Below are 23390 nucleotides of genomic sequence, written 5' to 3'. Positions count from 1 at the left end.
TTCCTTGGGGGAACTATGAAAACCTTTCAGCAATTCGGCCTGGTTCTGCTGCTGGCGCTGGGGCTGGCTGCCTGCGGCGAGTCGCAGCAGCCGGCTGCAAGTCTCGATCCGGTAGCCTTTCACGACGGTGACGAATGCCACGTCTGCGGCATGGTCATCAGCGACTTTCCCGGGCCCAAGGGCGAGGCGGTGACGGCGGGCGGAGTGAAGAAGTTCTGTTCGGCCGCCGAGATGCTCGGCTGGTGGCTACAGCCGGAAAACCGCGGGCGCGACATGAAGCTCTACGTGCACGACATGGGGCGCAGTGTCTGGGAACAACCGGACGACAGCCATCTGATTGACGCAACCAGCGCCTACTATGTGATCGGAACGCCGCTCAAGGGCGCGATGGGTGCGGTGCTCGCCAGCTTCGCCGAGGAGGGCGCCGCGCAGAAGCTGGCCGCCGAACACGGCGGGCGCGTGCTGCGCTTCGAGGAGATCGACCAGGCCTTGCTCCAGCAGGCGGCGGCCATGCAGTATGGCGCGGCACATGAGGGCGCGATGCATGAGGGCGCGCACGGCGAGCACGCGGCGGCGTCGATGGGCCACAACGAACACGCCGGTCACTGACCGCAGTCAACGCAACGAGGTAGCAAATGATGGGTATCAGCATCTGGCAGCTTCTGATCATTCTTCTGATCGTCGTCATGCTGTTCGGCACCAAGCGCCTGCGCGGCCTGGGGTCGGACCTGGGCAGTGCGATCAGTGGCTTTCGCAAGTCGGTCAGCGAGGGCGACAGCACGCCCGCCGCGCAGGAGTCGGTGCGTCACGAGGTCAAGTGATGCGCAACCGCGCAAGGAAACGGGCCTTCATGGCCCGTTTTTTTTGCCGCTAGGCCGGGCGCGGCCCGCTCGGGTGGCCGGGAAAGCGGCTTGCAGGGGGCCAACCGTCACTTTTTCGCCGTCTCCGGGAAAAGCTGATTGCAATCAAGTCTGATCGGGGTAGTGAAGCGGTAGAAAGTAGCCATCGCCTCCGTCTTTGGAGGCACGCCCCGCCGAGCCGTCGCAAGCCGTCGTCCGGCGGCAGAACGTTTTCAGGAGGCCTGCAGTGCAAGTTGTCGACCGGCGAAAAGCCCTCAGTATCCCGCCCGTCTGGCGCCTCGCCTTTCGCCCGTTCTTTCTCGCCGGCGCGGTGTTCGCGCTGCTGGTCGTGCCGCTCTGGGTGATGGCCTGGACCGGTCTGTGGCCGGGCTTCCAGCCCACCGGTGGCTGGCTGGCCTGGCACCGTCACGAGATGCTGTTCGGCTTTGCCATGGCCATCGTCGCCGGCTTTCTGCTGACCGCGGTGCAAACCTGGACCGGCCAGGTGGCGCCCTCCGGCAAGCCGCTGATGGGCCTGGCGCTGCTCTGGCTGTCGGCGCGCCTGGGCTGGTTGTTCGGCCTGCCGCTGGCGCTGCTGATTCCGCTCGATCTGGCCTTTCTCTTCGCCGTCGCGGTGCTGATGGGGCGCATGCTCTGGGCCGTGCGACAGAAGCGCAACTACCCGGTGCTGGCGGTGCTCACGCTGATGATCGCTGCCGATGCGCTGGTACTGACCGGCATGGCGCGTGCCGACGATGCCCTGCAGCGCCAGGGTGTGCTGGCCGGCCTGTGGCTGGTCGCGGCCTTGATGGGGCTGATCGGCGGGCGAGTGATTCCGTTCTTCACCCAGCGCGGTCTCGGCTGGGTCGAAGCGATCAAGCCCTGGGTCTGGCTCGATGTGGCCCTGCTGGCAGGCAGCGCGTTGATCGCCCTGCTGCATGCCCTGGGCATCGCCCTGCAGGCGCAGCCGCTGGTAGGCGTGCTGTTGCTTCTGCTCGGCGCCGGCCACCTGCTGCGTCTCGGCCGCTGGTACGACAAGGGCATCTGGCGCGTGCCGCTGCTCTGGTCGCTGCATCTGTCGATGCTCTGGCTGGTGGTGGCCTGCTTCGGCCTGGCGCTCTGGCACTTCGGTCTGCTGGCGCAGTCGAGCCCTTCGCTGCACGCGCTGACCGTCGGCGCCATGAGCGGGCTGATCCTGGCGATGATCGCGCGGGTGACCCTGGGCCACACCGGCCGCCCGCTACAGGTGCCGACCGGCATGGTGCCCGCCTTCGTGCTGTTCAACCTGGGCGTTGCGGCTCGCGTGTTCCTCGCCGCGCAATGGCCGGTGGCCGGCCTCTGGCTGGCGGCGGCCTGCTGGTCGCTGGCCTTTCTCGTCTACGCCCTGCGTTACGCGCCGATGCTGCTCAGCGCGCGGGTCGACGGTCATCCCGGCTGAGCCGGGCGACAGTTTCCTTCCAAGTTCCCAACGCTGCGCCTGGCTCGAGCCCGGCGCCTGAGACTCGGCGTGCCGAGCAACGGAGAAAGAGATGAAAAGCGAGTTCCTCGATCGTCTGGCCGTGGTGACGGGCGCCAGTTCGGGTATCGGCCTGGCGCTGTGCGCGGCGCTGCTGCAGCGTGGCGCGCGAGTGCTGGCGATGTCGCGTTCGCAGGGTGGCCTCGGGCCGCTGATGGAAACCTACGGCGAGCGGTTGTGCTGGTTGTCCGGCGATGTGACGTCGGCTGAGGACCTGACGGCCCTGTGCCGGCGTGCCGCGGCGATGGGGCCGGTGGATTTCCTGGTGCCGAATGCCGGTATTGCCGAGCTGGCCGATAGCCTGGACGCGAGTGCGTTCGAGCGGCAATGGGCGGTCAACGGCGCAGGCGCGCTGAACACCCTGGCTGCGCTGCGCAGCGAACTGGCCAAGCCGGCCTCGGTGGTGTTCATCGGCACCTTTCTAACCCGTGCGAGCTTTCCCGGGCTGGCGGCCTACATCGGCACCAAAGCGGCGCTCGCCGCGCAAACGCGCACCCTGGCGGTGGAGTTCGCGCCGCTCGAGGTGCGCATCAACATGGTTTCGCCCGGGCCAACCGCAACCGCCATCTGGGGCACGCTGGGGCTGGCCGACGAGCAACTCGAGCAGGTCGCCGACACGGTGAGCAAGCGGCTGCTGCCGGGGCATTTTCTCGAGGCCGCGGCGGTCGCCAACGTCATTCTGTTTCAGCTGTCGCAGGGAGCGCGCGGTGTCTACGGGCAGGACTGGGTGGTGGACAACGGCTATACCCTGGCCTGAGGGGGCAGCATGTGGTTCAAGAGCAAGCAGATGGCACAGCGCCTGGAGCACGAGACCCGCGAGCGGCTTGCACGCGATGAGGCGCGCCAGGCGCGCATCGAGGCGCTGGAGCAGGAGCTGGATGACGCGCACCGGGTGATCGAGGCGCAGCGGCAGCAGCTCGCTCATCACCGCGGCGTGGCGGCCAATCTGGTGCGCTTCGGTAGCTCGGTGTCGAGCCTTGGCGATTCCTTCGAATACCTCGCTGCGCAGCTGGCGCACAGCCAGGACCGCGCCGGGCAGGTGGCCGAGGCGGCGCTGGCCAGCCGGCAGCAGTTCGGTGCCTTGCGTGGCGAGGCGCAGCGGATGGAGGACGGCCTCGATCAGGCCTCGCAGAAGGTACAGTCGCTGGCCGAGTGTTCGCGCGAGATCAACGGCATCGTCGACCTGATCAGCGGCATCGCCAGCCAGACCAACCTGCTCGCGCTGAATGCCGCAATTGAGGCCGCGCGCGCCGGCAGTGCCGGGCGCGGCTTTGCCGTGGTCGCCAGCGAGATCCGCAGCCTGGCGGAAAAGACCGCGCTGGCCACCGACGACATCGTGCGCAAGATCGGCGAGGTACAGGAAGAAATCCGCAGCGTGCATACGCACATCCGCTTGCAGGGCGAGAGCGCGCAGGGCTTCAACCACACCGCCGAGGAAGCGGTGCAGGCGATGGAACGGCTGCGCGAGCTGGCCGGGGCGATGCGCCGTAGCAGCGAGACCTCGGCCCTGCGCGCCGGCGTCGAACTGGCCAACCTTGACGAGTTGTCGCTCAAGTTCGTGGTCTATAACCACCTGCTCGGCAACGGCGAGCAGCCGCCGGAGCTGCCGAGCGAGCGCGATTGCCGCTTCGGCCGCTGGTACTACGGCGACGCCGACCGCCAGCTCAAGCTGTTCGATGGCTTCGCCCAGATCGAGCGACCGCACACCGCCGTGCACGCTCAGGGCCAGGCGGCGATCACTGCGTTCGGCCAGGGTGAGCTAGCCCTCGCGTTGCAGAGCCTGGAGCGCATGGAAGACGCCAATCTTCAGGTGATGCGCATCGTCAACGGCCTGCTCGATAGACTGGAGCAGGCTCCCGAGAGCGGGGCAGAGCGGGGCGAACGACAGTTGCTCGATGCTTGATTCAATAATATTGCTTACAAGGAGCAATAACATTCGTTAGATAAAAGTAAATCGCTCGGCTGACAATGGCCACCGCATCAAGGCGCGACACCCGGTCGCGCTTGTTCATGAACCGACTTCCACAGAGGAACGGCGAGTGAGTGCGTGCCGGTCAGTCGTTACCGCCCGGGCCTTGTGACGAGGCCACGCGGATCGCCGCCCGCGCCGCATCCGCTTGCGATAGCTATGAGCGAACCGCAGAGCACTCTCGAACCTGACTACAACTACCGCGTCGTGCGCCAGTTCACCCTGATGACCCTCGTCTGGGGCGTGCTCGGCATGGGCCTGGGCGTCTTCATCGCGGCCCAGCTGGTCTGGCCGCAGCTCAATTTCGGCCTGCCGTGGACCAGCTTCGGTCGGCTGCGCCCGATCCATACCAACCTGGTGATCTTCGCCTTTGGCGGCGGCGCGCTGTTCGCCTCGTCGTTCTACATCGTGCAGCGGACCAGTCAGGTGCGACTGGTCTCCGACCAGTTGGCCGCGGTGGTGTTCTGGGGCTGGCAAGCCGCCTGCGTGGCCATGCCGATCAGCTACGTGCTGGGCTACACCACGTCCAAGGAATACGCCGAAATGGAGTGGCCGATCGCGCTGTGGGTGACCTTTGTCTGGCTGCTCTACGGCTACCTGTTCTTTGCCACCGTGGCGCGCCGACGGATGCGCCACATCTACGTCGGCAACTGGTTCTTCGGCGCCTTCATCATCGTCACGGGCATGGTGCACGTGGTCAATCACGTGCAATTGCCGGTGTCGCTGCTCAAGAGCTACTCGGTGTATTCCGGCGCCACCGACGCGATGGTCCAGTGGTGGTACGGGCACAGCGTGGTCGGCTTCATCCTCTCGGTGGGCTTTCTCGGCATGATGTATTACTTCGTGCCGAAGCAGGCCGAGCGGCCGATCTACTCGTACCGGCTGTCGATCGTGCACTTCTGGGCGATCATCTCGATCTACATCTGGGCCGGCCCGCACCATCTGCACTACACCGCGCTGCCGGAGTGGGCGCAGAGCCTGGGCATGGTGATGTCGATCATCCTGCTGGCGCCGTCCTGGGGCGGCATGATCAACGGCATGATGACCCTCTCCGGCGCCTGGCATAAATTGCGCACCGACCCGATCCTGCGCTTTCTGGTGGTCTCGCTGGCGTTCTACGGCATGTCGACCTTCGAAGGCCCGATGATGGCGATCAAGACGGTCAATGCGCTGTCGCACTACACCGACTGGACCATCGGCCACGTGCATGCCGGTGCGCTGGGCTGGGTGGCGATGATCTCGATCGGCTCGCTGTACCACCTGGTGCCGCGCCTGTGGGGCGCCGAGCGGATGTACAGCGTGCGGTTGATCAATGCGCACTTCTGGCTGGCGACCATCGGCACCGTGCTGTACATCGCCTCGATGTGGGTCAACGGCATCACCCAGGGCCTGATGTGGCGAGCAATCAACGAGGACGGCACGCTGACCTATTCCTTCGTCGAGGCGCTCGAGGCCAGCCACCCGGGCTATGTGGTGCGCATGATCGGCGGCGGCCTGTTCGCCTCCGGCATGCTGCTGATGGCGCTCAACACCTGGCTGACGGTGCGCCATGCGCCGCGCGCCTCGGCCCCCGATGCAGAGCTGACCGCTGTGACTGCTTGATTTCCCCTCGCTACCCTTGTAGCTCCTGATGGTCCAGGGACGGACCTTTTTTACCCGGCTACGCTCCGATAGCCGGTGCTTCGTCTGACAAGAGCTTCCATGCAAGACAACCTGATCGACTGGTTCAAATCCTTCGTGCCCGCGCCGCTGAATGCGGCTCCCCGACTGTGGCTGCGCGCCGCCATCGGCATCGCCTTCGTCATGCCGCTGGTGTTTCTCAGTGACCGCTGGCTGGTCGGCACCGGGCTGGCGCTACAAGTGATCGCGCCGGTTGGCGCCTCCGCCGTGCTGGTATTCGTCGCCTCGTCGAGCCCCTTCGCCCAGCCCTGGTCAGTCATCGGTGGCAATCTGTTCGCCGCACTGATCGGCGTCTCCCTGGGGCTCAGTGGCCTGCCCAGCGTGCTCGCCGCGACGCTGGCCGGCGCGGCAACGCTGCTGTGCCTGTTCTCGCTGCGCTGCCTGCACCCGCCGAGCATCGCGCTGGCGCTGGTGGCCGCGGTGGGCAGCCCCGACCTGCACCAGCTGCACTTCGGCCTGCTCGGGCCGGTGATGTTCAACTCGCTGCTGCTAGTGACCTTCGCGCTGCTGTTCAACAACCTCACGGGCAATCCCTACCCCAAGGCGCGCCTGCCGCGCGAAAACGAGCACCACACCCGCGATCCGCGACCGGGCGAGCGGATGAGCTTCGTCCAGGATGACGTCGACCGGGCGCTGGCCGAATTCGGCGAGTACGTCGACATCACCCGTGACGACCTCGCCCGGCTGATCAAGCAGACCGAGAAGCACGCGTTGCGCCGCAGCATGGGCGAGGTCACCGCCGCGCACGTGATGTCGCGCGATATCTACTGGCATACCCCGGACACCTTTATCGAATCGGCCTGGCAGACCTTGCAGCAACATCGCCTGCGTTCGTTGCCGGTGGTCGAGGGCGACGATCACCGCCTGGTCGGCATCGTCACCCAGATCGACCTGCTCAAGCACTTCCACCCGCGCCCGGGGCGTTTGAGCTTCGGCCAGCTGAACTTCCTGCGCGGCACCAAGCTGCGCGCCATCATGAGTTCGCCGGTGGTTTCGGTAACCATGGACACGCACATGGTCGAGCTGGTCTACCTGCTGTCCGACCGCGGCCTGCACTGCCTGCCGGTGGTCGATGAACAGCAGCGCCTGGTGGGCATGATCACCCAGACCGATCTGATCGCCGCGCTGTACCGAAACTGGCTCAAGCAGCTTCCGGACTGAGTCGGCTCAGATCTCGTAGTACCAGCGCGACCAGTCGAAGTCGTCCAGCGCCAGCTCGCGTACCAGGCTGATCGCCTTGGCCAGCGCCGCCGAGCGGTTGGCACGGGAATAGACCAGGTACACCGGATGCGAGAATTCCGGCGCCTGCTCGACGCGCTTGAGTACGCCTTCGTCGAGGTAGCGCTGCACCACCCGCGTGCGGAAGTAGCCGCGCCCGCCGCACTGCACCAGGTACTGCAGCGCCAGCGGGCCGAGGCTGAAGGACATCGCGGCGCGGGTGTGCTCGGGCAGCGCCTGGTTGTGCTGCTTGCGAAACGCCGGGCCCCAGTCGACGTACAGGTACGGCTCGGGGTTGCGCGTCTGCACCACCTGGATGAGCTTTTCCTCGAGCAACTGTTCGACCTGCAGGCCCGGCCAGTACTCGGGCTGGTGCACCAGCGCGGCATCGAGCAGGCCGAGGTCGAGCTTTTTCTGCAGTTCCTCGTCACTCGCCACTTCGCTGCGCAGCGCATGGCTGGGTAGCGTCTCGCGCAGGCGCTGCACCCACGCGAGCATCAGCGGGTTGCACAGGCTGACCTCGGCGCCGAGCGTGAGCAACTGGTCGTACCCCTGCGGCAGCGGCAGGTCGCGGCGCGCAGCCTCCCAGGTCTGCACCAGCTGGTTGGCATAGGCGACGAAGCGTTCGCCATCGTCGGTCAGGCGCGCACCGGCGCGGTTGCGCACGAACAGCCGGCAGCCGAGCTGGCTTTCGAGGTTCTGGATGCGTGCGGTGACGGCGGTCTGGGTCAGATGCATGCGCTCGGCCGCGGCGATGAAGCTGCCGCCGCGAATGATCTCGAGAAAGGTGCGGGCGAGATCGATGTCCATGCGCATGCCTGTGTAATGAGGGGGGCCGCCATTGTAGCGGACGAGGCCGGTGCTGGCCCGCAACGGGCCGGCCGGGTGCAGCGGCGTGGCCGTCCGCACCCGGCAGCGGAACCGATCAGTGCGAGGTGCCTTCGGCGAACTCGATCTTGTTGCCGACGTTGTACTTGCCGGACGGCTTGTTCATCGGGATGCGCTTGATCTCCTCGAGCGTATTGGCGTCGTAGACGATCAGCGCGCCATCGGTGTCCCAGACGCTGAGCAGGGCGTAGCGGCCATCGTTGGTGAACTCGACGTGGGCGGCGTTCTTGCCCGGCATCGGCCGCAGGGTGTGTGCGACTTCCAGGGTCTGCTTGTCGATCAGGTGCACGGCGTCGTTGTTCGGGCCGAAGAACACGTCGGTCCAGGCGTAGGGCGAATTCTGTTGGCTGCGCATGAAGAAGCCCGGCCCTTCGGTGGGAATCTCCTTGATCAGCTTCCAGCTCTCGAGGTCGAGCACCGAGATCAGCCCCTTGCTGACGTTCGGCGTGGCGAACACCCACTTGCCGCCGCGCTTCCAGTAGATGCCCGAGCCCAGGTGCGGCATGCCCGGCAGCGGAATGTCGGTGACCGTGCGACCGCTGTCGAGGTCGATCACCTGGCCGCCCTTGGCCTTGCGTGAAGTCGCCAGCAGCTGGCCGTAGTCCGGGGTGAAGGAGAAGTCGTCGAGGTAGTCGGCCGCCTGGATGCGCCGCGGCACGAAGGTCGGCTCGCCGGCGTAGGACAGCTCCCAGGCTTCCTTCACGTCCTTCAGCGCGACGATGAAGCTCTCGCGCGGCGGCGCGGTGTAGACGGCACTGACCCGTGACGGCGTGCCGTCGGCCGCCACCGCCGGGATGTGCTTGACCAGCGACAGATCGCGCGCATCGAGCAGCACCAGGTTGCCCGGCAGGTAGTTGCCCACCAGCACCCAGCGACCGTCGTTGCTGACCGCCAGGTTGCGCGTGTTCAGCCCGGCGCGCACCTCGGCGATCATGGTCAGGTTGTTGAGGTCGTAGAGGCTGACCCAGCCATCGCGCGAGGCGAAGTAGACGAAGCGCCCGTCCGGCGAGAACTTCGGCCCGCCGTGCAGGGCGAAGTGCGACTGGAAGTTGGCGAGCTCCTCGAAGCGGTCGCCGTCGAGCACCCGCACGTGATGATTGCCGGCCTCCACCACGACGAACAGGTTCAGCGGATCGGCGCCGTGCTGCGGGGTCGTCGGCAGCGTGGCGACGTCCTTGAGAAGACGATGGCTGGCACGGATGTCGGCATCGCTCCAGGTCGGCGGCACGGCCGCGGGCTGATACAGGTAGCCGGTCAGCGCCTTGATCTGCTGGTCATCGAGCACGCCGGCGAAGGCTGCCATCTGGCTTGCCGGGCGACCGTTGCGAATGACCTTTTCCGCTTCGGCCGGCTTCAGTCGGCTCAGGCTCTCGGGCAGGAGCGCCGGGCCGGCGCCGCCCAGGCGGTTCTCGCCGTGGCAGCTCTGGCAGTGGCTCTGGTAGAGGCTATGGGCGTCGACCTCGGCCGCGGCGGCGCGTGGCACGGCCAGGTCAAGGGCGACAAAGGTGGCCGCTGGCAGCGCCGCGGCGACCAGCAGGGCAGGTATCAGTCGCATAGTGCCTCCTCGCCACGCAGGCGTGCCGGAAAGCTCACGCGGCGCTTGGCGAACAGTTCGACGACCCGGCCGATCACGGTCAGCGTCGGTGGTGTGAGCTGCTTCTCGTCGGCCATCAGCGGCAGTTGCGCGAGCGTGCAACGCACCACCTGCTGGTCGTCGCGGGTGCCGTTGCCGATCAGCGCGGCCGGCGTGTCGGCCGGCAAGCCGGCGGCGATCAGCTGGCGCGAGATCTCGCCAAGGGTGGACAGGCCCATGTAGAACACCAGGGTCTGCTTGGCATTGGCCAGGCTGCTCCAGGGCAGGCGCAGCTCGCCGTTCTCCTGCAGATGTCCGGTGATGAACTGGCAGGAGTGCGCCACATCGCGGTGCGTCAGCGGAATGCCGGCGTAGGCGGTGCAGCCGGCCGCGGCGGTGATGCCGGGGACGACCTGGCAATCGATGCCACGGGCGAGCAGATAGTCGAGCTCCTCGCCACCGCGGCCGAAGATGAACGGATCGCCGCCCTTGAGCCGCACCACGCGCTTGTTCGTGCGGGCCAGGTCGACCAGCAGCTGGTTGATCTGTGGCTGCGGCAGGCTGTGGAAGCCACTGGTCTTGCCGACGTAATGACGGCTGCAGCGCCCCGGCAGCAGGGCCATCAGGTCTTCGCTGACGAGGCGGTCGTAGACCACCGCGTCGGCCTGTTGCAGCAGGCTCCAGCCGCGCAGCGTGAGCAGGCCGGGGTCGCCCGGGCCGGCACCGACCAGCGCGACCTCACCGGGGGCAAGGGTGGCGCTCAGCGAGGCGGGAAAGGGGGTTGGCTGATCCATACGATCTCCTAGGTGCTCATCGGCTGCGGGGGTGACGCTGCGGCGTTCTGCGGCCGCTCGATCGGGTCAAATGGCGATGCTGGGAATGCGTTCGGGGCTCGGCAGGCCGATCTCCGTGTCGGACAGGTAACAGCCCGGGTCTTCGGCCCAGAGGTCGCCGGCGGCCCAGGCGCGGGTGCGGGTGTTGCCATTGCAGATCGCCAGCCAGCGACACTCGGCGCAACGGCCCTTGACCGCGCGCGGATGCTGGCGCAGCTGCTCGAGCAGCGGCTCGGGGCGCTCCAGCCAGATGTCGCGGAAGCGCTGCCGGCGCACGTTGCCGACGGTGTGCTGCCACCAGTAGGTGTCCGGATGCACGTCGCCGATGTTGTCGATGTTGGCGATGCCGCTGCCCGAAGCGTTGCCGCCCCAGGCGCGCAGCATCCGTTCAAGGCGTTCGGCGTGCTGCGGCAGGTTGGCCTCGACCCACTGCAGCAGGAGCACGGCGTCGGCATCGTTGTTGCCGCTGACGAAGTCGGTCTCGCGGCCCTGCAGCACATCGGCCCAGGCCTGCTCGAACAGCTGGCGCATGGCGTCGCGGGTCATCAGGTGGTGCGCGTCGGCCTTGCGGCTGCGCCGGCCGCGGCCGCTGTAGTTGAGGTGCGAGAGGTAGAACTTCTGCACGTCGTGTTCGCGCATCAGTTCGAGCAGGGCGGGCAGCTGCGGGTAGTTGTTCTGCGTCAGGGTGGTGCGCAGGCCGACGCGGATGCCGTGCTGTCGGCAGAGGTCGATGGCGTGCATCGAGGCGGCGAAGCTGCCCTTGAGCTGGCGCCAGTCGTCATGCACCGCTTCCAGGCCGTCGATGCTGATGCCGACGTAGTCGAACCGGGCCTGGGCGATGCGCTCGATGTTGTCTTCGTCGATCAGCGTGCCGTTGGTCGACAGGGCGACGAAGAAGCCCTTGTCGCGGGCGTAGTCGGCGAGCTGGAAGATGTCCGGGCGCAGCAGCGGCTCGCCGCCGGAGAGGATCAGCACGCGCACGCCGGCTTCGTGTAGCTGGTCGATCACGCCGAGCGCCTCGGCGGTGTCCAGCTCGTCGCGGAATTCGCTGTCGGCGGAGGTCGCGTAGCAGTGGCGGCAGGTCAGGTTGCAGCGACGCAGCAGGTTCCAGATCACCACCGGTGGCCGTGCCGGGCCGACGCTGCGGGCGCCGAGCACGCGCTGCTGCGGATTGGCGAGGGCGCGCAGGTAATGGCTGATTCTCAACATGGGCGATTCTCCTCGGGGAGCCCGGCGCTGAAGGTGCCGGGGGCGTACCCTGGTTGCGTGCAGAATCACCGACCTTGCGCGTGCTGATCCTTGACCGGAAACAATAAAAGGGGCCGAGCGGCGCGCGGCGCGACGAGCGCCAGGCTCAGCCCTGCGCCGGCAGAAGGGCGAGCACGCCGCCGGCCATCAGCAGCGGCCAGCCGAGCAGCAGCAGGCGCCACAGGCGCGGCGCGTGGCGCAGCTCCATGAAGCCCTCGGTGATCAGCCAGGCCTTGCCCAGTGCGGCGAGCATGACGGCAGCGGCGATCAGCAGGCCGGAGCCGCTGCCGCCGAGCAGCACGCTCAGGGTCGAGAGCCCGGCGAGCCCCAGCCAGCAACCGATCAGCGCCTTGGACGCGGACATCGCGGACCTCCTCAGTTGAGTACGTAGACCAGCGGGAAGAGCACTACCCAGATCAGGTCGACCATGTGCCAGTACAGCACCCCGGATTCCAGCCCGCTGTGGTCGGCGGCGGTATAGGCGCCGCGCCGGCAGCGCTCGGCCAGCCAGGCAAGGATCACCATGCCCAGCAGCACATGGAGGAAGTGGAAGCCGGTGAGGATCCAGTAGAGCGTGAAGAAGGTGTTGTGCTCCATGTTCAGGCCCAGCCCGGCAAGGTGGCCGTACTCCTCGAGCTTGAGCACCACGTAGACGCACGAACTGGCCAGCGCCGCGGCGAGCATCAGCGCCGCGCGCCCCTGGCGCCCCCGGCGCACCGCCTCGACCGCCAGGGCGGCGAGCAGGCCGGAAGTCAGCAGGCTCAGGGTCAGCGCCAGACCGATGGAGCTGTCCAGGGCCTGACGGCTTTCGGCGAACAGCGTCGGCTGGAGGCGCTGGGTGACGGCGAAGGCGACCACCAGAATGGCGAAGACGGTGAGCTCGGCGAGGATGAAGAACCACATCGCCAGGTCACCCGGCAGGCGCCGGGCGGGCAGGGCAAGGGACTCAGCCGAAGTGGACATCGACCACATCCATCAGCGCGGCGACCGTCTGCGGATCGTCCGACAAGGGCTCGGCGAGGCACGACAGGCAGGCCTCGCGCGGCGACATGCCGGCGCCGATCATCCGCGCGGTGAAGATCAGTAGGCGGGTCGAGGCGACTTCCTCCAGGTCGTGCTGCTCCAGGCGGCGCAGGGCCTGGCCGAGCTTGACCACCTGCGCCGCGAGCGCCGGTTCGACGGCGGCCTCGTTGGCGACGATGCGTTCTTCCTCGGCGGCCGACGGGTAGTCGAAGCGCATGGCGACGAAGCGTTGCCGGGTGCTCGGCTTCATGCCCTTGAGCAGGTTCTGGTAGCCGGGGTTGTAGGACACCACGAGCATGAAGCCGGGCGGCGCCTTGAGCGCTTCGCCGGTGCGCTCGATGAACAGCTCGCGGCGGTCGTCGGCCAGCGGGTGCAGCACCACGGCGGTGTCCTGGCGCGCCTCGACCACTTCGTCGAGGTAGCAGATGCCGCCCTCGCGTACGGCGCGGGTTAGCGGGCCGTCCTGCCACCAGGTGCCCTGCGCGCCGATCAGGTGCCGGCCGACCAGGTCGGCGGCGGACAGGTCGTCGTGGCAGGCCACTGTGTACAGCGGCAGGCCGAGGCGATGCGCCATGTGCTGCACGAAGCGGGTCTTGCCACAGCCGGTCGGGCCCTTGATCAGCACCGGCATGCCGTGCTGCCAGGCCTGGGTGAACAGCCGTTCCTCGTTGCCTTGGGGCTGGTAGAAGGGGATATCCGGCGTGCCAGCGGCGGTCGGGAATTCAGGCGCATTCACAGGCAATACCTCACTGCGGCGGTTGGTTATCTCGAAGCCCAAGCTACCGGTCCGACCCCGCGCTCTCAACCCATCCGCCGGCAAAGCTTGATCGTGGTCAAGTGCGACCGCGGTGCCGTCGCCATTCAATGCCGGCAACCGGCGCAACGCGCGCCATCCCCCGCGACAAGGCGTCACGGCAGGTGGGTACGGGGGGGTCTCTTGATTGTCGTCAAGCGCTGCCCGAATCGGCCCCTCATAGGATGCAATCGCACCACAAGTACCCGGGAACTGCTGCATCGCCGTCATTTAAGTACGAATCGCACGAAGCGATTCAGAGGGGATAACAGTATGAGAAAACCACTTCTGGCCGGATTCGTCGCCGGCTTCTCGTTGCTCGCGCTAGGCATCGCTCAGGCGCAGGACAAACCCGAAGAAAAGGCCGAGGCTGCCTACAAGAGCCAGGCTTCGGCCGTCGATCCTGCCAGCGCACAGGTCGTGCACTCGCCGGGCGCGCCGGACCTGACCGCCGCCGAATTCGAACAGGCCAAGGAAATCTACTTCCAGCGCTGCGCCGGCTGCCACGGCGTGCTGCGCAAGGGCGCGACGGGCAAGCCGCTGACGCCGGACATCACCCAGGAACGCGGCCAGGCCTACCTGGAAGCGCTGATCACCTACGGCTCGCCGGCCGGCATGCCCAACTGGGGCACGTCCAACGCGCTGACCAAGGACCAGATCACGCTGATGGCCAAGTACATCCAGCACACGCCACCGACCCCGCCGGAGTGGGGCCTGGCCGAGATGAAGAATTCCTGGAAGGTTCTGGTCAAGCCCGAGGACCGGCCGAAGAAGCAGATGAACGATCTGAACCTGCCGAACCTGTTCTCCGTCACCCTGCGTGACGACGGCAAGATCGCGCTGGTCGACGGCGACAGCAAGAAAATCGTCAAGACCATCGAGACCGGTTACGCGGTGCACATCTCGCGCATGTCCGCCTCGGGCCGCTACCTGTTCGTCATTGGCCGCGATGCCAAGATCGACATGATCGACCTGTGGGCGAAGGAGCCGACCAAGGTCGCCGAGATCAAGGTCGGCATCGAGGCGCGCTCGGTGGAGACGTCCAAGTACAAGGGCTACGAGGACAAGTACGCGATCGCCGGCTCCTACTGGCCGCCGCAGTTCACCATCATGGACGGCGAGACCCTCGAGCCCAAGCAGATCGTCTCGACCCGCGGCATGACCGTCGGCACCCAGGAGTACCACCCGGAGCCGCGCGTGGCAGCGATCATCGCCTCGCACGAGCACCCGGAGTTCATCGTCAACGTCAAGGAAACCGGCAAGGTCATGCTGGTCAACTACGAGGACATCAACAACCTCAGCTACACCACCATCGGTACCGCGCCGTTCCTGCATGACGGCGGTTGGGACGTCAGCCACCGCTACTTCATGACGGCGGCGAACAACTCCAACAAGGTTGCGGTGATCGACTCGAAGAAGCGCAAGATGGCCGCGCTGGTCGATGTCGGCAAGATCCCGCACCCCGGCCGTGGCGCCAACTTCGTGCACCCCGAGTACGGCCCGGTATGGGCCACCAGCCACCTCGGCGACGAGACCATCTCGCTGATCGGCACCGACCCGGACAAGCATCCGAAGAACGCCTGGAAGGTGGTCGAGACCCTCAAGGGCCAGGGCGGCGGTTCGCTGTTCATCAAGACCCATCCGAAGTCCAAGCACCTGTACCTCGATACCACCTTCAACCCGGACGCCAAGGTCAGCCAGTCCGCGGCGGTGTTCGACATCAACAACCTGGCCGCCGGTTACAAGGTCCTGCCGATCGGCGAGTGGTCGGGCCTCAAGGGCGGTGCCCAGCGCGTCGTGCAGCCTGAGTTCAACAAGGCCGGCGACGAGGTCTGGTTCTCCGTGTGGAACGGGCAGGAAGAGGAGTCGGCCATCGTGGTGGTCGACGACAAGACCCTAGAGCTCAAAACAGTGATCCGGGACAAGAGGCTGATCACCCCGACCGGTAAATTCAACGTCCACAACACTCAGTACGACGTTTACTGAGCCACTCCGGGGCGGGCCGTAGGCCCGCTCCACCTAGCCTTGAGGTAGTACTCATGAAGAAAGTTCTGCTCCCGATGCTCGCCCTGGGCGGCGCGCTCGCCCTCCAGCCGGCCCTGGCCCAGGATGGCGAAGCGCTGTTCAAGAGCAAGCCCTGCGCAGCCTGCCATAGCATCGACGCCAAGATCGTCGGCCCGGCGTTCAAGGAAGTCGCCGCCAAGTACGCCGGCCAGGACGGCGCCGCCGACACCCTGGCGCTGCACATCAAGAACGGCAGCCAGGGCGTCTGGGGGCCGATCCCGATGCCGCCGAACCCGGTGACCGAAGAAGAGGCCAAGACGCTGGCCGAGTGGGTCCTGAGCCACAAGTAAGCGTCCCGGAGGGCGTCATGAAAGTGTCCCGACATGCAGTAAAACGTCTGGGGCTCGCTGTGGCGTCCCTTCTCCTGATTCCTGCTGCCCTGGCCGAGCCCTCGGCCGAGCGCCAGACGCAGCTGGCCAACCTGCTCAAGCAGGACTGCGGCTCGTGCCACGGCCTGCGCATGACCGGCGGCCTCGGCCCGGCACTGACCCGCGCGGCCCTTGCCGGCAAACCCCGTGAATCCCTGATCGCCACCGTGACCTACGGCAGGCCCGGCACCGCCATGCCCGGCTGGCAGCCGCTGCTCGAAGAGCAGGAGATCGCCTGGCTGGTCGACCAGTTGCTCGAAGGATTTCCCCAGCCATGAAGCGTCCGACCCTGCTCGTCGCCGCGGCCAGCCTGCTGCTCGCCGCCTGTGCCCACCAACCGCCGCTGCGCGGCACCGGCGATCTCGGCGTGGTGGTCGAGCGCGCCACCGGCAGCCTGCAGATCATCGAGACCAGCGGTCGCAGCAGCCTGGCGCGCGTCGAGGGGCTCGGCGATCTGTCGCATGCCTCGGTGGTGTTCTCCCGCGATGAACGCTTCGCCTACGTCTTCGGCCGCGACGGCGGGCTGACCAAGGTCGACCTGCTCGAGCAGCGCATCGTCAAGCGCGTGGTGCAGGGCGGCAACAGCATCGGTGGGGCGATCAGCCAGGACGGCACGCTGATCGCCGTCGGCAACTACGAACCCGGCGGGGTCAAGGTATTCGACGCCGGCACGCTGGAGCTGGTCGCCGACATCCCCGCTACGCCGCTGGCCGATGGCAGTCGCAACTCGCGGGTGGTCGGCGTGCTCGACGCGCCCGGACGGCGCTTCATCTACAGCCTGTTCGACACCAACGAGACCTGGCTGCTGGACTTCAGCCAGGGCAACACGCCGCGGATCACCCGCTTCGACGACATCGGCAAGCAGCCCTACGACGGCCTGCTGACCCCCGACGGCCGCTACTACGTCGCCGGCCTGTTCGGCGAGGACGGCATGGGCAAGATCGACCTCTGGCATCCCGAGCGCGGCGTCGAGCGCATCCTCGACGGCTACGGCCGTGGCCAGGAAAAGCTGCCGGTCTACAAGATGCCGCACCTGGAAGGCTGGACGGTGGCCGGCAACCAGACCTTCGTTCCCGCCATTGGCCAGCATCGCGTACTGGTGATGGACTCGCAGAGCTGGAAGCAGACCGATGCGATCGACGTCGCCGGCCAGCCGGTGTTCGTCATGGCGCGGCCCGACGCGCGGCAGATCTGGGTCAACTTCGCCTATCCGGACAATGGCAAGGTGCAGGTCATCGACAGCGAGACGCACCAGATCATCGCCGACCTGGAGCCTGGCCCGGCCGTGCTGCACATGGAGTTCACCGCGCGCGGCGACCAGCTCTGGCTGTCGGTGCGCGACGGCAACGAGGTGCAGGTCTGGGATCCGTACCGGCTGGAGCTGATCAAGCGCCTGCCGGCCGAGAGCCCGAGCGGCATCTTCCTGACCAGCCGCGCCCACGAGACGGGACTCTGAGATGAACCTCGACGCCCTCAGCCGCCGCCTGATCGACCGTTTCCAGCACGGCATGCCGCTGTGCGCCGAGCCCTACCGGGCGATGGCCGAGGCGCTTGGCTGCAGCGAGGATGAGGTGCTGGCCTGCCTGCAACAGCTGCAAGCCGGCGGCGGGCTGTCGCGCATCGGCCCGGTGTTCGAGCACAGCCGTGCCGGCGCCAGCACGCTGGTCGCGCTCGCCGTGCCAACCGAGCGCCTCGAGCAGGTCGCCGAGCGCATCAATCGTTTTCCCGAGGTCAACCACAACTACCTGCGTGAGCATCGCTACAACCTCTGGTTCGTGCTCACCGGGCCGGACCGCACCCACCTTGACCGCGTACTCGCTGAAATCGAGGCCGATACCGGGCTGGTGCCGCTGGACCTGCCGATGCAGAGCGCCTACCGCATCGACCTGGGCTTTCCGCTGGGAGACTTGCCATGACCCTCACGCTCGATCATCCGCAGAGCCTGCAATTACGTCGGCTGCTCGAGGCCGGGCTGCCGCTGGTGTCGCGGCCCTACGCCTGGCTCGCCGAGCAGGTCGGCGCCAGCGAGCAGGCGGTGCTCGAGCAGGTGCGGCAGTGGAACGAGGGCGGCCTGTTCCGCCGTGTCGGCCTGGTGCTCAAGCATCGCGCGCTGGGTTTTCGTGCCAACGCCATGCTGGTGCTGGACGTGCCGGACGCGCAGATCGATGCGATCGGCCACCGGCTGGGCAGCGCACCGGGCGTCAACCTTTGCTACCAGCGCCCGCGGCGGCTGCCGCAATGGCGCTACAACCTGTTCTGCATGGTCCACGGCCGCGAGCGCGAGCAGGTTGAACGGCAGATCGAGGGCCTGCTCGCCGCGCAGGGGTTGAGCGAACTGCCGCACCAGTTGCTGTTCAGCACCCGCGCCTTCAAACAGTGTGGCGGGCGCTTTGCGCCGGCGGCGGAGCGTGCCCATGGATGAGCTCGACCGCCAGCTGATCAACCGCCTGCAACACGGCCTGCCATTGGTGCGCCAGCCCTGGGAGGCGCTGGCCGAGGAGCTCGGCAGCAGCTCGGCGACGCTGCGCGCGCGGGTGCAGGCGCTGCTCGAGGACGGCACCCTCACTCGCTTCGGTCCGATGTTCGACATCGAGCGCCTCGGCGGGGCCTTCACCCTGGCCGCGCTGTCGGTGCCAGAGCAGCGCTTCGAAGAGGTGGCCGCGGTGCTCGAGGCGATGCCCGAGGTGGCGCACAACTACCGTCGCGAGCACGCCTGGAACATGTGGTTCGTGCTCGGCTGCGCGACGCCCGAGGGGGTCGCCGAGACCATCGCGCGGATCGAGGCGCAGACCGGGCTGCCGGTGCTCAACCTGCCGAAGGAGAAGACCTACCATGTCGGATTGCATTTCGCCGTCTGATCAAGCCCTGGCGCAGCGCCTGGTGGCACTGACCGAGGCCGGCCTGCCATTGGTCGAGGACCCCTGGGCCTGGCTCGCCGGCGAGCTGGAAATCGAGGTGGACGAGGCGCTGGCACTGCTGCAGCGGTTGCAGGCTGCCGGTGCGATTCGCCGGATCGCCGCGGTACCCAACCATTACCGGCTGGGCTATCGGCACAACGGCATGACCGTCTGGGATGTCGACGACGCCGAGATCGAGCGGCTCGGTGCGTTGATCGGGGCGCAACCCTTCGTCAGTCATTGCTATCGTCGCCCGCGCCAGGACGGCTGGCGCTACAACCTGTTCGCCATGGTCCACGGGCGCAGCGCCGACTACATCGAGGCCTACCGCAACCAGATCCGCGCGTTGCTGGGCACGGCCTGTCGCGCCGACGAGATGCTGGTGTCCAGCCGCATCCTCAAGAAGACCGGCCTGCGGGTCGGTGCGCGGCGGGGCTGAGGGCGCGCGCAGAAGGGGGGCTTGCCCCCGTCACACCGGGCGAACCCTCAGCTCGGCGCCTCGTCGGCCGGATAGCGGCTGGCGTTCAGGCTTTCCTTCACCTTGCGCAGGTGCGGCTGGAAATCCACGCCGCGGCGTAGCGTCATGCCGGTGGCGAGCACGTCGAGCACGGTGAGCTGGATGATGCGCGAGGTCATCGGCATGTAGATGTCGGTGTCCTCCGGCAGCGGGATGTTCAGGCTCAGCGTGCTGGCCTGCGCCAGCGGCGAGCCGGCGGCGGTCAGGCCGAGTACCGAGGCACCGTTCTGCCGGGCAATGCGCGCCACTTCCACCAGTTCGCGGGTGCGTCCGGTGTAGGAAATGATCACGAACAGCTCGCCGGTGTGCGCCACCGAGGCCAGCATGCGTTGCATCAGCACGTCCGAATGCGCGGTGACCGCCAGGTTGAAGCGGAAGAACTTGTGCTGCGCATCCAGCGCCACCGAGGCCGAGGCGCCGAGACCGAAGAAGTGGATCTGCCGGGCCTGGATCATCAGGTCCACGGCACGGCTGACCAGCTGCGGGTCGAGGCTCTGGCAGGCGCTATCCAGCGAGGCGATGGCCGAGCCGAAGATCTTGCGGGTGTATTCCTCGGGGCCGTCGTCCGGCTCCACCGCCTGGCTGACATAGGCCGCGCCGCTGGCCAGGCTCTGCGCCAGCTGCATCTTCAGCTCCGGGTAGCCGCTGACCCCGAACGAGCGACAGAAGCGGTTGACCGTCGGTTCGCTGACCCCGGCGGTCTGCGCCAGCGTAGCGATGCTGAAGCGGGTCGCCTGCTGCGGGTTGCGCAGGATCACCTCGGCGACCTTGCGCTCGGCTTTGTTGAGGCCTTCGAGGCGGTTCTGGATCTGCTCGAGCAGGTTGTGAACGCGGTCCATGGGGGTCCTGATGGGCGGGCAAAGGGTTTTCTATGCTACTGAGCAGGGGGCAACGCGACCACAGGAAACTCTTCTCGGCAGAAATGTTGTTTTTATTACTACATCAGCCTTGAATAAGCCGGCCTCGCCGTGTATTCATAGGGTGGTTTTAGTAGAAGAACAAACATCATGACGCCATTATCTGTCGAACCCTGCACCCTGGCGCTGTTCGGCGCCCTCGGTGACCTGGCCCTGCGCAAGCTGTTTCCGGCGCTCTATCAGCTCGACCGTGCCGGCCTGTTGCCCGACGATACCCGCGTGCTGGCGCTGGCTCGCGAGAGCGGCGACCCCGCCGTGCACCTGGCGACGATCGCCGAGCACCTGCGCCGCCATGTGGCCGAGCGCGACCTCGACGAGGCCGTGCTGCAGCGGCTGCTGGCGCGGCTGGACTACCTGAGCATGGATTTTCGCCAGCGCGAGGATTTCGCCGCACTGGCCGACCTCGCCGGCCAGGCCGAACGCATCGTCGCCTTTTTCGCCACCCCGGCCTCCGTCTACGGCGCGATCTGCGCCGGCTTGGCCGAGGCGGGGCTGGCCGAGCGCACCCGCGTGGTGCTGGAAAAACCCATCGGCCATGACCTGGAGTCGTCCCGCGAGGTGAACGACGCGGTGGCGCGCTTCTTTCCCGAAGACCGCACCTACCGCATCGATCATTACCTCGGCAAGGACACGGTGCAGAACCTCATCGCCCTGCGCTTCGCCAACAGCCTGTTCGAGACGCAGTGGAACCAGAACCACATCTCCCACGTGGAGATCACCGTGGCCGAAACGGTCGGCATCGAAGGCCGCTGGGGCTATTTCGACCAGGCCGGCCAGCTGCGCGACATGGTGCAGAACCATCTGCTGCAGCTGCTCTGCCTGATCGCCATGGATCCGCCCAGCGACCTCTCCGCCGACAGCATCCGCGATGAGAAGGTCAAGGTACTCAAGGCGCTGGCGCCGATTGCGCCGGAGCAGCTCGGTCAGCAGCTGGTGCGCGGCCAGTACGTGGGCGGCAGCATCCTCGGCCGGCACGTACCGGGCTATCTGGAGGAGGAGAACTCCAACACCCAGAGCGACACCGAGACTTTTGTCGCGCTGCGCGCGGAGATCTGCAACTGGCGCTGGGCCGGCGTGCCGTTCTACCTGCGCACCGGCAAGCGCATGCCGCAGAAGCTGTCGCAGATCGTCATCCACTTCAAGGCGCCGCCGCACTACATCTTCGCCCCGGAGCAGCGCCAGCTGATCGGCAACAAGCTGATCATCCGCCTGCAGCCGCAGGAGGGCATCTCGCTCCTGGTGATGACCAAGGACCAGGGCCTGGACAAGGGCATGCAGCTGCGCAGCGGCCCGCTGCAGCTGAACTTCTCGGAAACCTACAAGAGCCCGCGCATCCCCGATGCCTACGAGCGTCTGCTGCTGGAAGTGATGAAGGGCAACCAGAACCTCTTCGTGCGCAAGGACGAAATCGAATACGCCTGGAAGTGGTGCGACCAGCTGATCGACGGCTGGCAGCGCGTCGGCGCGCCTCCCAAACCCTACGCAGCAGGCAGCTGGGGACCGGCTGCCTCGATTGCCCTGATCAGCCGTGACGGCAGGAGCTGGTATGACGATCTCTAACCTCAATCTCCCGGTGCAGACGCTCGGTTTCAGCCTCGGCAATGCCGAGCAGCTGGCCGGCGAACTGGCGCTGACCGTGAGCAACGCCCTGCGCGGCGCGATCGCCGAGCGCGGTGCAGCGACCCTGGTGGTCTCCGGCGGGCGCAGCCCGATCGCCTTCTTCGAGCGCCTGGCGCAGCAGGAGCTGGACTGGGCCAAGGTCACCATCAGCCTCGCCGACGAGCGCTGGGTGCCGGTCAGCCATCCCGACAGCAACGAAGGGCTGGTGCGTCGCCACCTCATGCAGGGCTCGGCTGCCGCGGCGCGCCTGGTCGGCCTGTACCAGAGCGCGGCAAGCCTGGAACAGGCTGCGGAGCGTGCCGATCCCGTGCTGGCCGAACTGCCGCCGATCGACGTGCTGGTGCTGGGCATGGGCGAGGATGGTCACACCGCCTCGCTGTTTCCCGACAGCCCGAACCTGGAAGCGGCGCTCGACCCGCAGGGTACGCGGCGCTGCCTGCCGATGCAGGCGCCGAGCGTACCGCGCCAGCGCCTGAGCATGTCCCTGGCGCTGCTGGCCAGCGCACGGCTGACCCTGCTCGCCCTGCACGGCCCGGGCAAGCTGGCCACGCTCAACCAGGCCCTGGCCGGCGAATCCTATGAAGCGATGCCGATCCGCGCCTTCCTCGCCCGTCCCCTCGAAATCTACTGGTGCCCCTGAGGCCGCAAGGAATCCCATGACTTCTACCCCAAGCATGACCGACAAGATCGCCCTGATCGACCAATGGTGCAGCGCCGCGCGCATCCTCCCGGTGATCACCATCGAGCGCGAGGCGGACATCCTGCCGCTGGCCGACGCCCTGGCCGCCGGCGGCCTCAAGGTGCTGGAAATCACCCTGCGCTCGGCGCTGGGCCTGAGTGCCATCCGCCTGCTGCGCGAGCAGCGCCCCGAACTGATCGTCGGTGCCGGCACCGTGCTGGATGCCGCCATGCTCGAGCAGGCCGAGGCTGCCGGGGCGCAGTTCATCGTCTCGCCGGGCAGCACCGCCGAGCTGCTGGATGCGGCGCTGCACAGCCCGTTGCCGCTGCTGCCGGGCGTGGCCAGCGCTTCGGAAATCATGCTCGGCTACGCCCGCGGTTATCGCCGCTTCAAGTTGTTCCCGGCCGAGGTCTGTGGCGGCGTCGCCGCGCTCAAGGCGCTGGGCGGGCCGTTCGGCAATATCCGTTTCTGCCCGACCGGCGGCGTCAATGCGCGCAATGCCAGGGACTACCTGGCGCAACCCAACGTGATGTGCGTCGGCGGCACCTGGATGGTCGACGCCAAGGCCGTGCGTGCCGGCGACTGGGCCGCCATCGAAAGCGCCACGCGCCAGGCCCTGCAGGCACTGGACGCTGCGCCGCCTGCCGAACTGCCGCGCGACTTCGACCTGCGTGCCGAGCGCGCCGAGCAGCGCGAGCTGTAGACCGTACGCCCCTGTTGCGGCAGGCGTGGGGCCTGCCGCATCCCG

Annotated in this window: 26 protein-coding genes; 18 read left to right on the top strand and 8 right to left on the bottom strand. The window is 67.2% G+C overall.

The window, feature by feature from the left end:
• The first annotated feature begins 15 nt into the window (after nucleotides 1–15).
• The 7 genes from AC0KXH_RS15925 to AC0KXH_RS15895 all read left to right on the top strand — a co-directional run bounded on the left by AC0KXH_RS15925 (nucleotide 16) and on the right by AC0KXH_RS15895 (nucleotide 7165).
• On the top strand, nucleotides 16–609 hold the full coding sequence (locus tag AC0KXH_RS15925) for a nitrous oxide reductase accessory protein NosL (RefSeq protein WP_313306202.1): 594 nt from the start codon (nucleotides 16–18) through the stop codon (nucleotides 607–609).
• A 26-nt stretch (nucleotides 610–635) separates the two neighbouring features.
• On the top strand, nucleotides 636–821 hold the full coding sequence (tatA, locus tag AC0KXH_RS15920; protein WP_224110301.1) for a twin-arginine translocase TatA/TatE family subunit: 186 nt from the start codon (nucleotides 636–638) through the stop codon (nucleotides 819–821).
• Nucleotides 822–1086: 265 nt separating this feature from the next.
• Nucleotides 1087–2277 carry an NnrS family protein gene (locus AC0KXH_RS15915; RefSeq protein WP_041107716.1) on the top strand — a complete coding sequence of 397 codons (1191 nt, stop codon included), beginning with the start codon at nucleotides 1087–1089 and terminating at the stop codon, nucleotides 2275–2277.
• 91 nt (nucleotides 2278–2368) lie between these two features.
• Nucleotides 2369–3112, top strand: coding sequence for an SDR family NAD(P)-dependent oxidoreductase (locus AC0KXH_RS15910; protein ID WP_041107714.1), 744 nt, complete (start codon nucleotides 2369–2371; stop codon nucleotides 3110–3112).
• A gap of 9 nt (nucleotides 3113–3121) precedes the next feature.
• Nucleotides 3122–4258, top strand: a complete 1137-nt coding sequence (locus AC0KXH_RS15905) for a methyl-accepting chemotaxis protein (RefSeq protein WP_312380512.1) — start codon at nucleotides 3122–3124, stop codon at nucleotides 4256–4258.
• Between the two features lie 225 nt (nucleotides 4259–4483).
• Nucleotides 4484–5926 (top strand): cytochrome-c oxidase, cbb3-type subunit I, encoded by a 1443-nt coding sequence (ccoN, locus tag AC0KXH_RS15900; protein ID WP_488223681.1) that lies wholly within the window; start codon nucleotides 4484–4486, stop codon nucleotides 5924–5926.
• A gap of 99 nt (nucleotides 5927–6025) precedes the next feature.
• On the top strand, nucleotides 6026–7165 hold the full coding sequence (locus AC0KXH_RS15895) for an HPP family protein (RefSeq protein WP_041107709.1): 1140 nt from the start codon (nucleotides 6026–6028) through the stop codon (nucleotides 7163–7165).
• A 6-nt stretch (nucleotides 7166–7171) separates the two neighbouring features.
• Here the strand turns inward: AC0KXH_RS15895 and AC0KXH_RS15890 are convergent, their stop codons facing one another.
• The 7 genes from AC0KXH_RS15890 to AC0KXH_RS15860 form a co-directional block, all read right to left on the bottom strand.
• Nucleotides 7172–8032, bottom strand: coding sequence for a LysR family transcriptional regulator (locus AC0KXH_RS15890; protein WP_061337344.1), 861 nt, complete (start codon nucleotides 8030–8032; stop codon nucleotides 7172–7174).
• Nucleotides 8033–8147: 115 nt separating this feature from the next.
• Entirely contained in the window at nucleotides 8148–9665 is a 1518-nt protein-coding gene (locus AC0KXH_RS15885; protein ID WP_212542909.1) for a nitrite reductase, read from the bottom strand.
• Nucleotides 9656–10477 (bottom strand): uroporphyrinogen-III C-methyltransferase, encoded by an 822-nt coding sequence (cobA, locus tag AC0KXH_RS15880; RefSeq protein WP_041107703.1) that lies wholly within the window; start codon nucleotides 10475–10477, stop codon nucleotides 9656–9658. The genes AC0KXH_RS15885 and cobA overlap by 10 nt, the downstream gene beginning before the upstream one ends.
• 66 nt (nucleotides 10478–10543) lie before the next feature.
• Nucleotides 10544–11725 carry a heme d1 biosynthesis radical SAM protein NirJ gene (gene nirJ, locus AC0KXH_RS15875; protein WP_488223680.1) on the bottom strand — a complete coding sequence of 394 codons (1182 nt, stop codon included), beginning with the start codon at nucleotides 11723–11725 and terminating at the stop codon, nucleotides 10544–10546.
• Nucleotides 11726–11870: 145 nt separating this feature from the next.
• Nucleotides 11871–12128: a cytochrome C oxidase subunit IV family protein gene (locus tag AC0KXH_RS15870; RefSeq protein ID WP_041107699.1), complete on the bottom strand. Its 258-nt coding sequence runs from the start codon at nucleotides 12126–12128 to the stop codon at nucleotides 11871–11873.
• 11 nt (nucleotides 12129–12139) lie between these two features.
• Nucleotides 12140–12727 carry a cytochrome c oxidase subunit 3 gene (locus AC0KXH_RS15865; RefSeq protein WP_061337348.1) on the bottom strand — a complete coding sequence of 196 codons (588 nt, stop codon included), beginning with the start codon at nucleotides 12725–12727 and terminating at the stop codon, nucleotides 12140–12142.
• A complete protein-coding gene (locus tag AC0KXH_RS15860; RefSeq protein ID WP_043221902.1) occupies nucleotides 12711–13523 on the bottom strand; it encodes a CbbQ/NirQ/NorQ/GpvN family protein in 813 nt (270 codons plus the stop codon). Before AC0KXH_RS15860 ends, AC0KXH_RS15865 begins: the two co-directional genes overlap by 17 nt.
• Nucleotides 13524–13853: 330 nt before the next feature.
• Here AC0KXH_RS15860 and AC0KXH_RS15855 point away from each other — a divergent pair, with 330 nt between their 5' ends.
• Genes AC0KXH_RS15855 through ahbB (AC0KXH_RS15820) form a run of 8 tightly spaced genes read left to right on the top strand, consistent with a single transcriptional unit; the run spans nucleotide 13854 to nucleotide 19348 of the window.
• A complete protein-coding gene (locus tag AC0KXH_RS15855) occupies nucleotides 13854–15566 on the top strand; it encodes a nitrite reductase (RefSeq protein WP_043221900.1) in 1713 nt (570 codons plus the stop codon).
• Between the two features lie 53 nt (nucleotides 15567–15619).
• Nucleotides 15620–15934, top strand: a complete 315-nt coding sequence (locus AC0KXH_RS15850) for a c-type cytochrome (protein ID WP_041107691.1) — start codon at nucleotides 15620–15622, stop codon at nucleotides 15932–15934.
• 17 nt (nucleotides 15935–15951) lie between these two features.
• A complete protein-coding gene (locus AC0KXH_RS15845) occupies nucleotides 15952–16290 on the top strand; it encodes a c-type cytochrome (RefSeq protein WP_043221898.1) in 339 nt (112 codons plus the stop codon).
• Nucleotides 16287–17468 (top strand): cytochrome D1 domain-containing protein, encoded by a 1182-nt coding sequence (locus tag AC0KXH_RS15840; RefSeq protein WP_313328628.1) that lies wholly within the window; start codon nucleotides 16287–16289, stop codon nucleotides 17466–17468. Before AC0KXH_RS15845 ends, AC0KXH_RS15840 begins: the two co-directional genes overlap by 4 nt.
• A 1-nt stretch (nucleotide 17469) precedes the next feature.
• Complete coding sequence (locus AC0KXH_RS15835; RefSeq protein ID WP_041107685.1) at nucleotides 17470–17928, top strand: Lrp/AsnC family transcriptional regulator; 459 nt, start codon at nucleotides 17470–17472, stop codon at nucleotides 17926–17928.
• On the top strand, nucleotides 17925–18434 hold the full coding sequence (ahbB, locus tag AC0KXH_RS15830) for a siroheme decarboxylase subunit beta (RefSeq protein ID WP_041107683.1): 510 nt from the start codon (nucleotides 17925–17927) through the stop codon (nucleotides 18432–18434). Before AC0KXH_RS15835 ends, ahbB (AC0KXH_RS15830) begins: the two co-directional genes overlap by 4 nt.
• Nucleotides 18427–18870: an Lrp/AsnC family transcriptional regulator gene (locus AC0KXH_RS15825; protein WP_041107681.1), complete on the top strand. Its 444-nt coding sequence runs from the start codon at nucleotides 18427–18429 to the stop codon at nucleotides 18868–18870. Before ahbB (AC0KXH_RS15830) ends, AC0KXH_RS15825 begins: the two co-directional genes overlap by 8 nt.
• Entirely contained in the window at nucleotides 18845–19348 is a 504-nt protein-coding gene (gene ahbB, locus AC0KXH_RS15820; RefSeq protein WP_041107679.1) for a siroheme decarboxylase subunit beta, read from the top strand. The genes AC0KXH_RS15825 and ahbB (AC0KXH_RS15820) overlap by 26 nt, the downstream gene beginning before the upstream one ends.
• Nucleotides 19349–19395: 47 nt before the next feature.
• On the opposite strand, the gene AC0KXH_RS15815 is transcribed toward ahbB (AC0KXH_RS15820), so the two are convergent.
• Nucleotides 19396–20265 (bottom strand): MurR/RpiR family transcriptional regulator, encoded by an 870-nt coding sequence (locus AC0KXH_RS15815; RefSeq protein ID WP_213151459.1) that lies wholly within the window; start codon nucleotides 20263–20265, stop codon nucleotides 19396–19398.
• A gap of 168 nt (nucleotides 20266–20433) precedes the next feature.
• Between AC0KXH_RS15815 and zwf the strand changes: the two genes are divergently transcribed.
• From zwf to AC0KXH_RS15800, 3 genes are read left to right on the top strand one after another with little or no spacing between them, the layout of a single operon-like run.
• Nucleotides 20434–21903 carry a glucose-6-phosphate dehydrogenase gene (zwf, locus tag AC0KXH_RS15810; RefSeq protein WP_061337353.1) on the top strand — a complete coding sequence of 490 codons (1470 nt, stop codon included), beginning with the start codon at nucleotides 20434–20436 and terminating at the stop codon, nucleotides 21901–21903.
• Complete coding sequence (gene pgl / locus AC0KXH_RS15805) at nucleotides 21890–22603, top strand: 6-phosphogluconolactonase (RefSeq protein WP_488223679.1); 714 nt, start codon at nucleotides 21890–21892, stop codon at nucleotides 22601–22603. Before zwf ends, pgl begins: the two co-directional genes overlap by 14 nt.
• Before the next feature lie 16 nt (nucleotides 22604–22619).
• Nucleotides 22620–23345, top strand: a complete 726-nt coding sequence (locus AC0KXH_RS15800; RefSeq protein ID WP_269261979.1) for a bifunctional 4-hydroxy-2-oxoglutarate aldolase/2-dehydro-3-deoxy-phosphogluconate aldolase — start codon at nucleotides 22620–22622, stop codon at nucleotides 23343–23345.
• The last annotated feature ends 45 nt before the right edge of the window (nucleotides 23346–23390 follow it).

The sequence above is a fragment of the Stutzerimonas sp. CXK-1 genome (assembly GCF_057738225.1).
Note: the sequence above shows the minus strand (reverse complement) of the source record. Positions and strands in the feature narration are given on the sequence as shown.

Coding starts and splice junctions, on each gene's coding strand:
- AC0KXH_RS15910 (WP_041107714.1), top strand. CDS start 2,369: ATGAAAAGCGAGTTCCTCGATCGTCTGGCCGTGGTGACGGGCGCCAGT.
- AC0KXH_RS15885 (WP_212542909.1), bottom strand. CDS start 9,665: ATGCGACTGATACCTGCCCTGCTGGTCGCCGCGGCGCTGCCAGCGGCC.
- ahbB (WP_041107679.1), top strand. CDS start 18,845: ATGTCGGATTGCATTTCGCCGTCTGATCAAGCCCTGGCGCAGCGCCTG.
- ahbB (WP_041107683.1), top strand. CDS start 17,925: ATGACCCTCACGCTCGATCATCCGCAGAGCCTGCAATTACGTCGGCTG.
- AC0KXH_RS15835 (WP_041107685.1), top strand. CDS start 17,470: ATGAACCTCGACGCCCTCAGCCGCCGCCTGATCGACCGTTTCCAGCAC.
- AC0KXH_RS15850 (WP_041107691.1), top strand. CDS start 15,620: ATGAAGAAAGTTCTGCTCCCGATGCTCGCCCTGGGCGGCGCGCTCGCC.
- zwf (WP_061337353.1), top strand. CDS start 20,434: ATGACGCCATTATCTGTCGAACCCTGCACCCTGGCGCTGTTCGGCGCC.
- ccoN (WP_488223681.1), top strand. CDS start 4,484: ATGAGCGAACCGCAGAGCACTCTCGAACCTGACTACAACTACCGCGTC.
- AC0KXH_RS15925 (WP_313306202.1), top strand. CDS start 16: ATGAAAACCTTTCAGCAATTCGGCCTGGTTCTGCTGCTGGCGCTGGGG.
- AC0KXH_RS15855 (WP_043221900.1), top strand. CDS start 13,854: ATGAGAAAACCACTTCTGGCCGGATTCGTCGCCGGCTTCTCGTTGCTC.
- AC0KXH_RS15905 (WP_312380512.1), top strand. CDS start 3,122: ATGTGGTTCAAGAGCAAGCAGATGGCACAGCGCCTGGAGCACGAGACC.
- AC0KXH_RS15890 (WP_061337344.1), bottom strand. CDS start 8,032: ATGGACATCGATCTCGCCCGCACCTTTCTCGAGATCATTCGCGGCGGC.
- AC0KXH_RS15895 (WP_041107709.1), top strand. CDS start 6,026: ATGCAAGACAACCTGATCGACTGGTTCAAATCCTTCGTGCCCGCGCCG.
- AC0KXH_RS15825 (WP_041107681.1), top strand. CDS start 18,427: ATGGATGAGCTCGACCGCCAGCTGATCAACCGCCTGCAACACGGCCTG.
- pgl (WP_488223679.1), top strand. CDS start 21,890: ATGACGATCTCTAACCTCAATCTCCCGGTGCAGACGCTCGGTTTCAGC.
- cobA (WP_041107703.1), bottom strand. CDS start 10,477: ATGGATCAGCCAACCCCCTTTCCCGCCTCGCTGAGCGCCACCCTTGCC.
- AC0KXH_RS15800 (WP_269261979.1), top strand. CDS start 22,620: ATGACTTCTACCCCAAGCATGACCGACAAGATCGCCCTGATCGACCAA.
- AC0KXH_RS15840 (WP_313328628.1), top strand. CDS start 16,287: ATGAAGCGTCCGACCCTGCTCGTCGCCGCGGCCAGCCTGCTGCTCGCC.
- tatA (WP_224110301.1), top strand. CDS start 636: ATGATGGGTATCAGCATCTGGCAGCTTCTGATCATTCTTCTGATCGTC.
- AC0KXH_RS15870 (WP_041107699.1), bottom strand. CDS start 12,128: ATGTCCGCGTCCAAGGCGCTGATCGGTTGCTGGCTGGGGCTCGCCGGG.
- AC0KXH_RS15845 (WP_043221898.1), top strand. CDS start 15,952: ATGAAAGTGTCCCGACATGCAGTAAAACGTCTGGGGCTCGCTGTGGCG.
- nirJ (WP_488223680.1), bottom strand. CDS start 11,725: ATGTTGAGAATCAGCCATTACCTGCGCGCCCTCGCCAATCCGCAGCAG.
- AC0KXH_RS15865 (WP_061337348.1), bottom strand. CDS start 12,727: ATGTCCACTTCGGCTGAGTCCCTTGCCCTGCCCGCCCGGCGCCTGCCG.
- AC0KXH_RS15815 (WP_213151459.1), bottom strand. CDS start 20,265: ATGGACCGCGTTCACAACCTGCTCGAGCAGATCCAGAACCGCCTCGAA.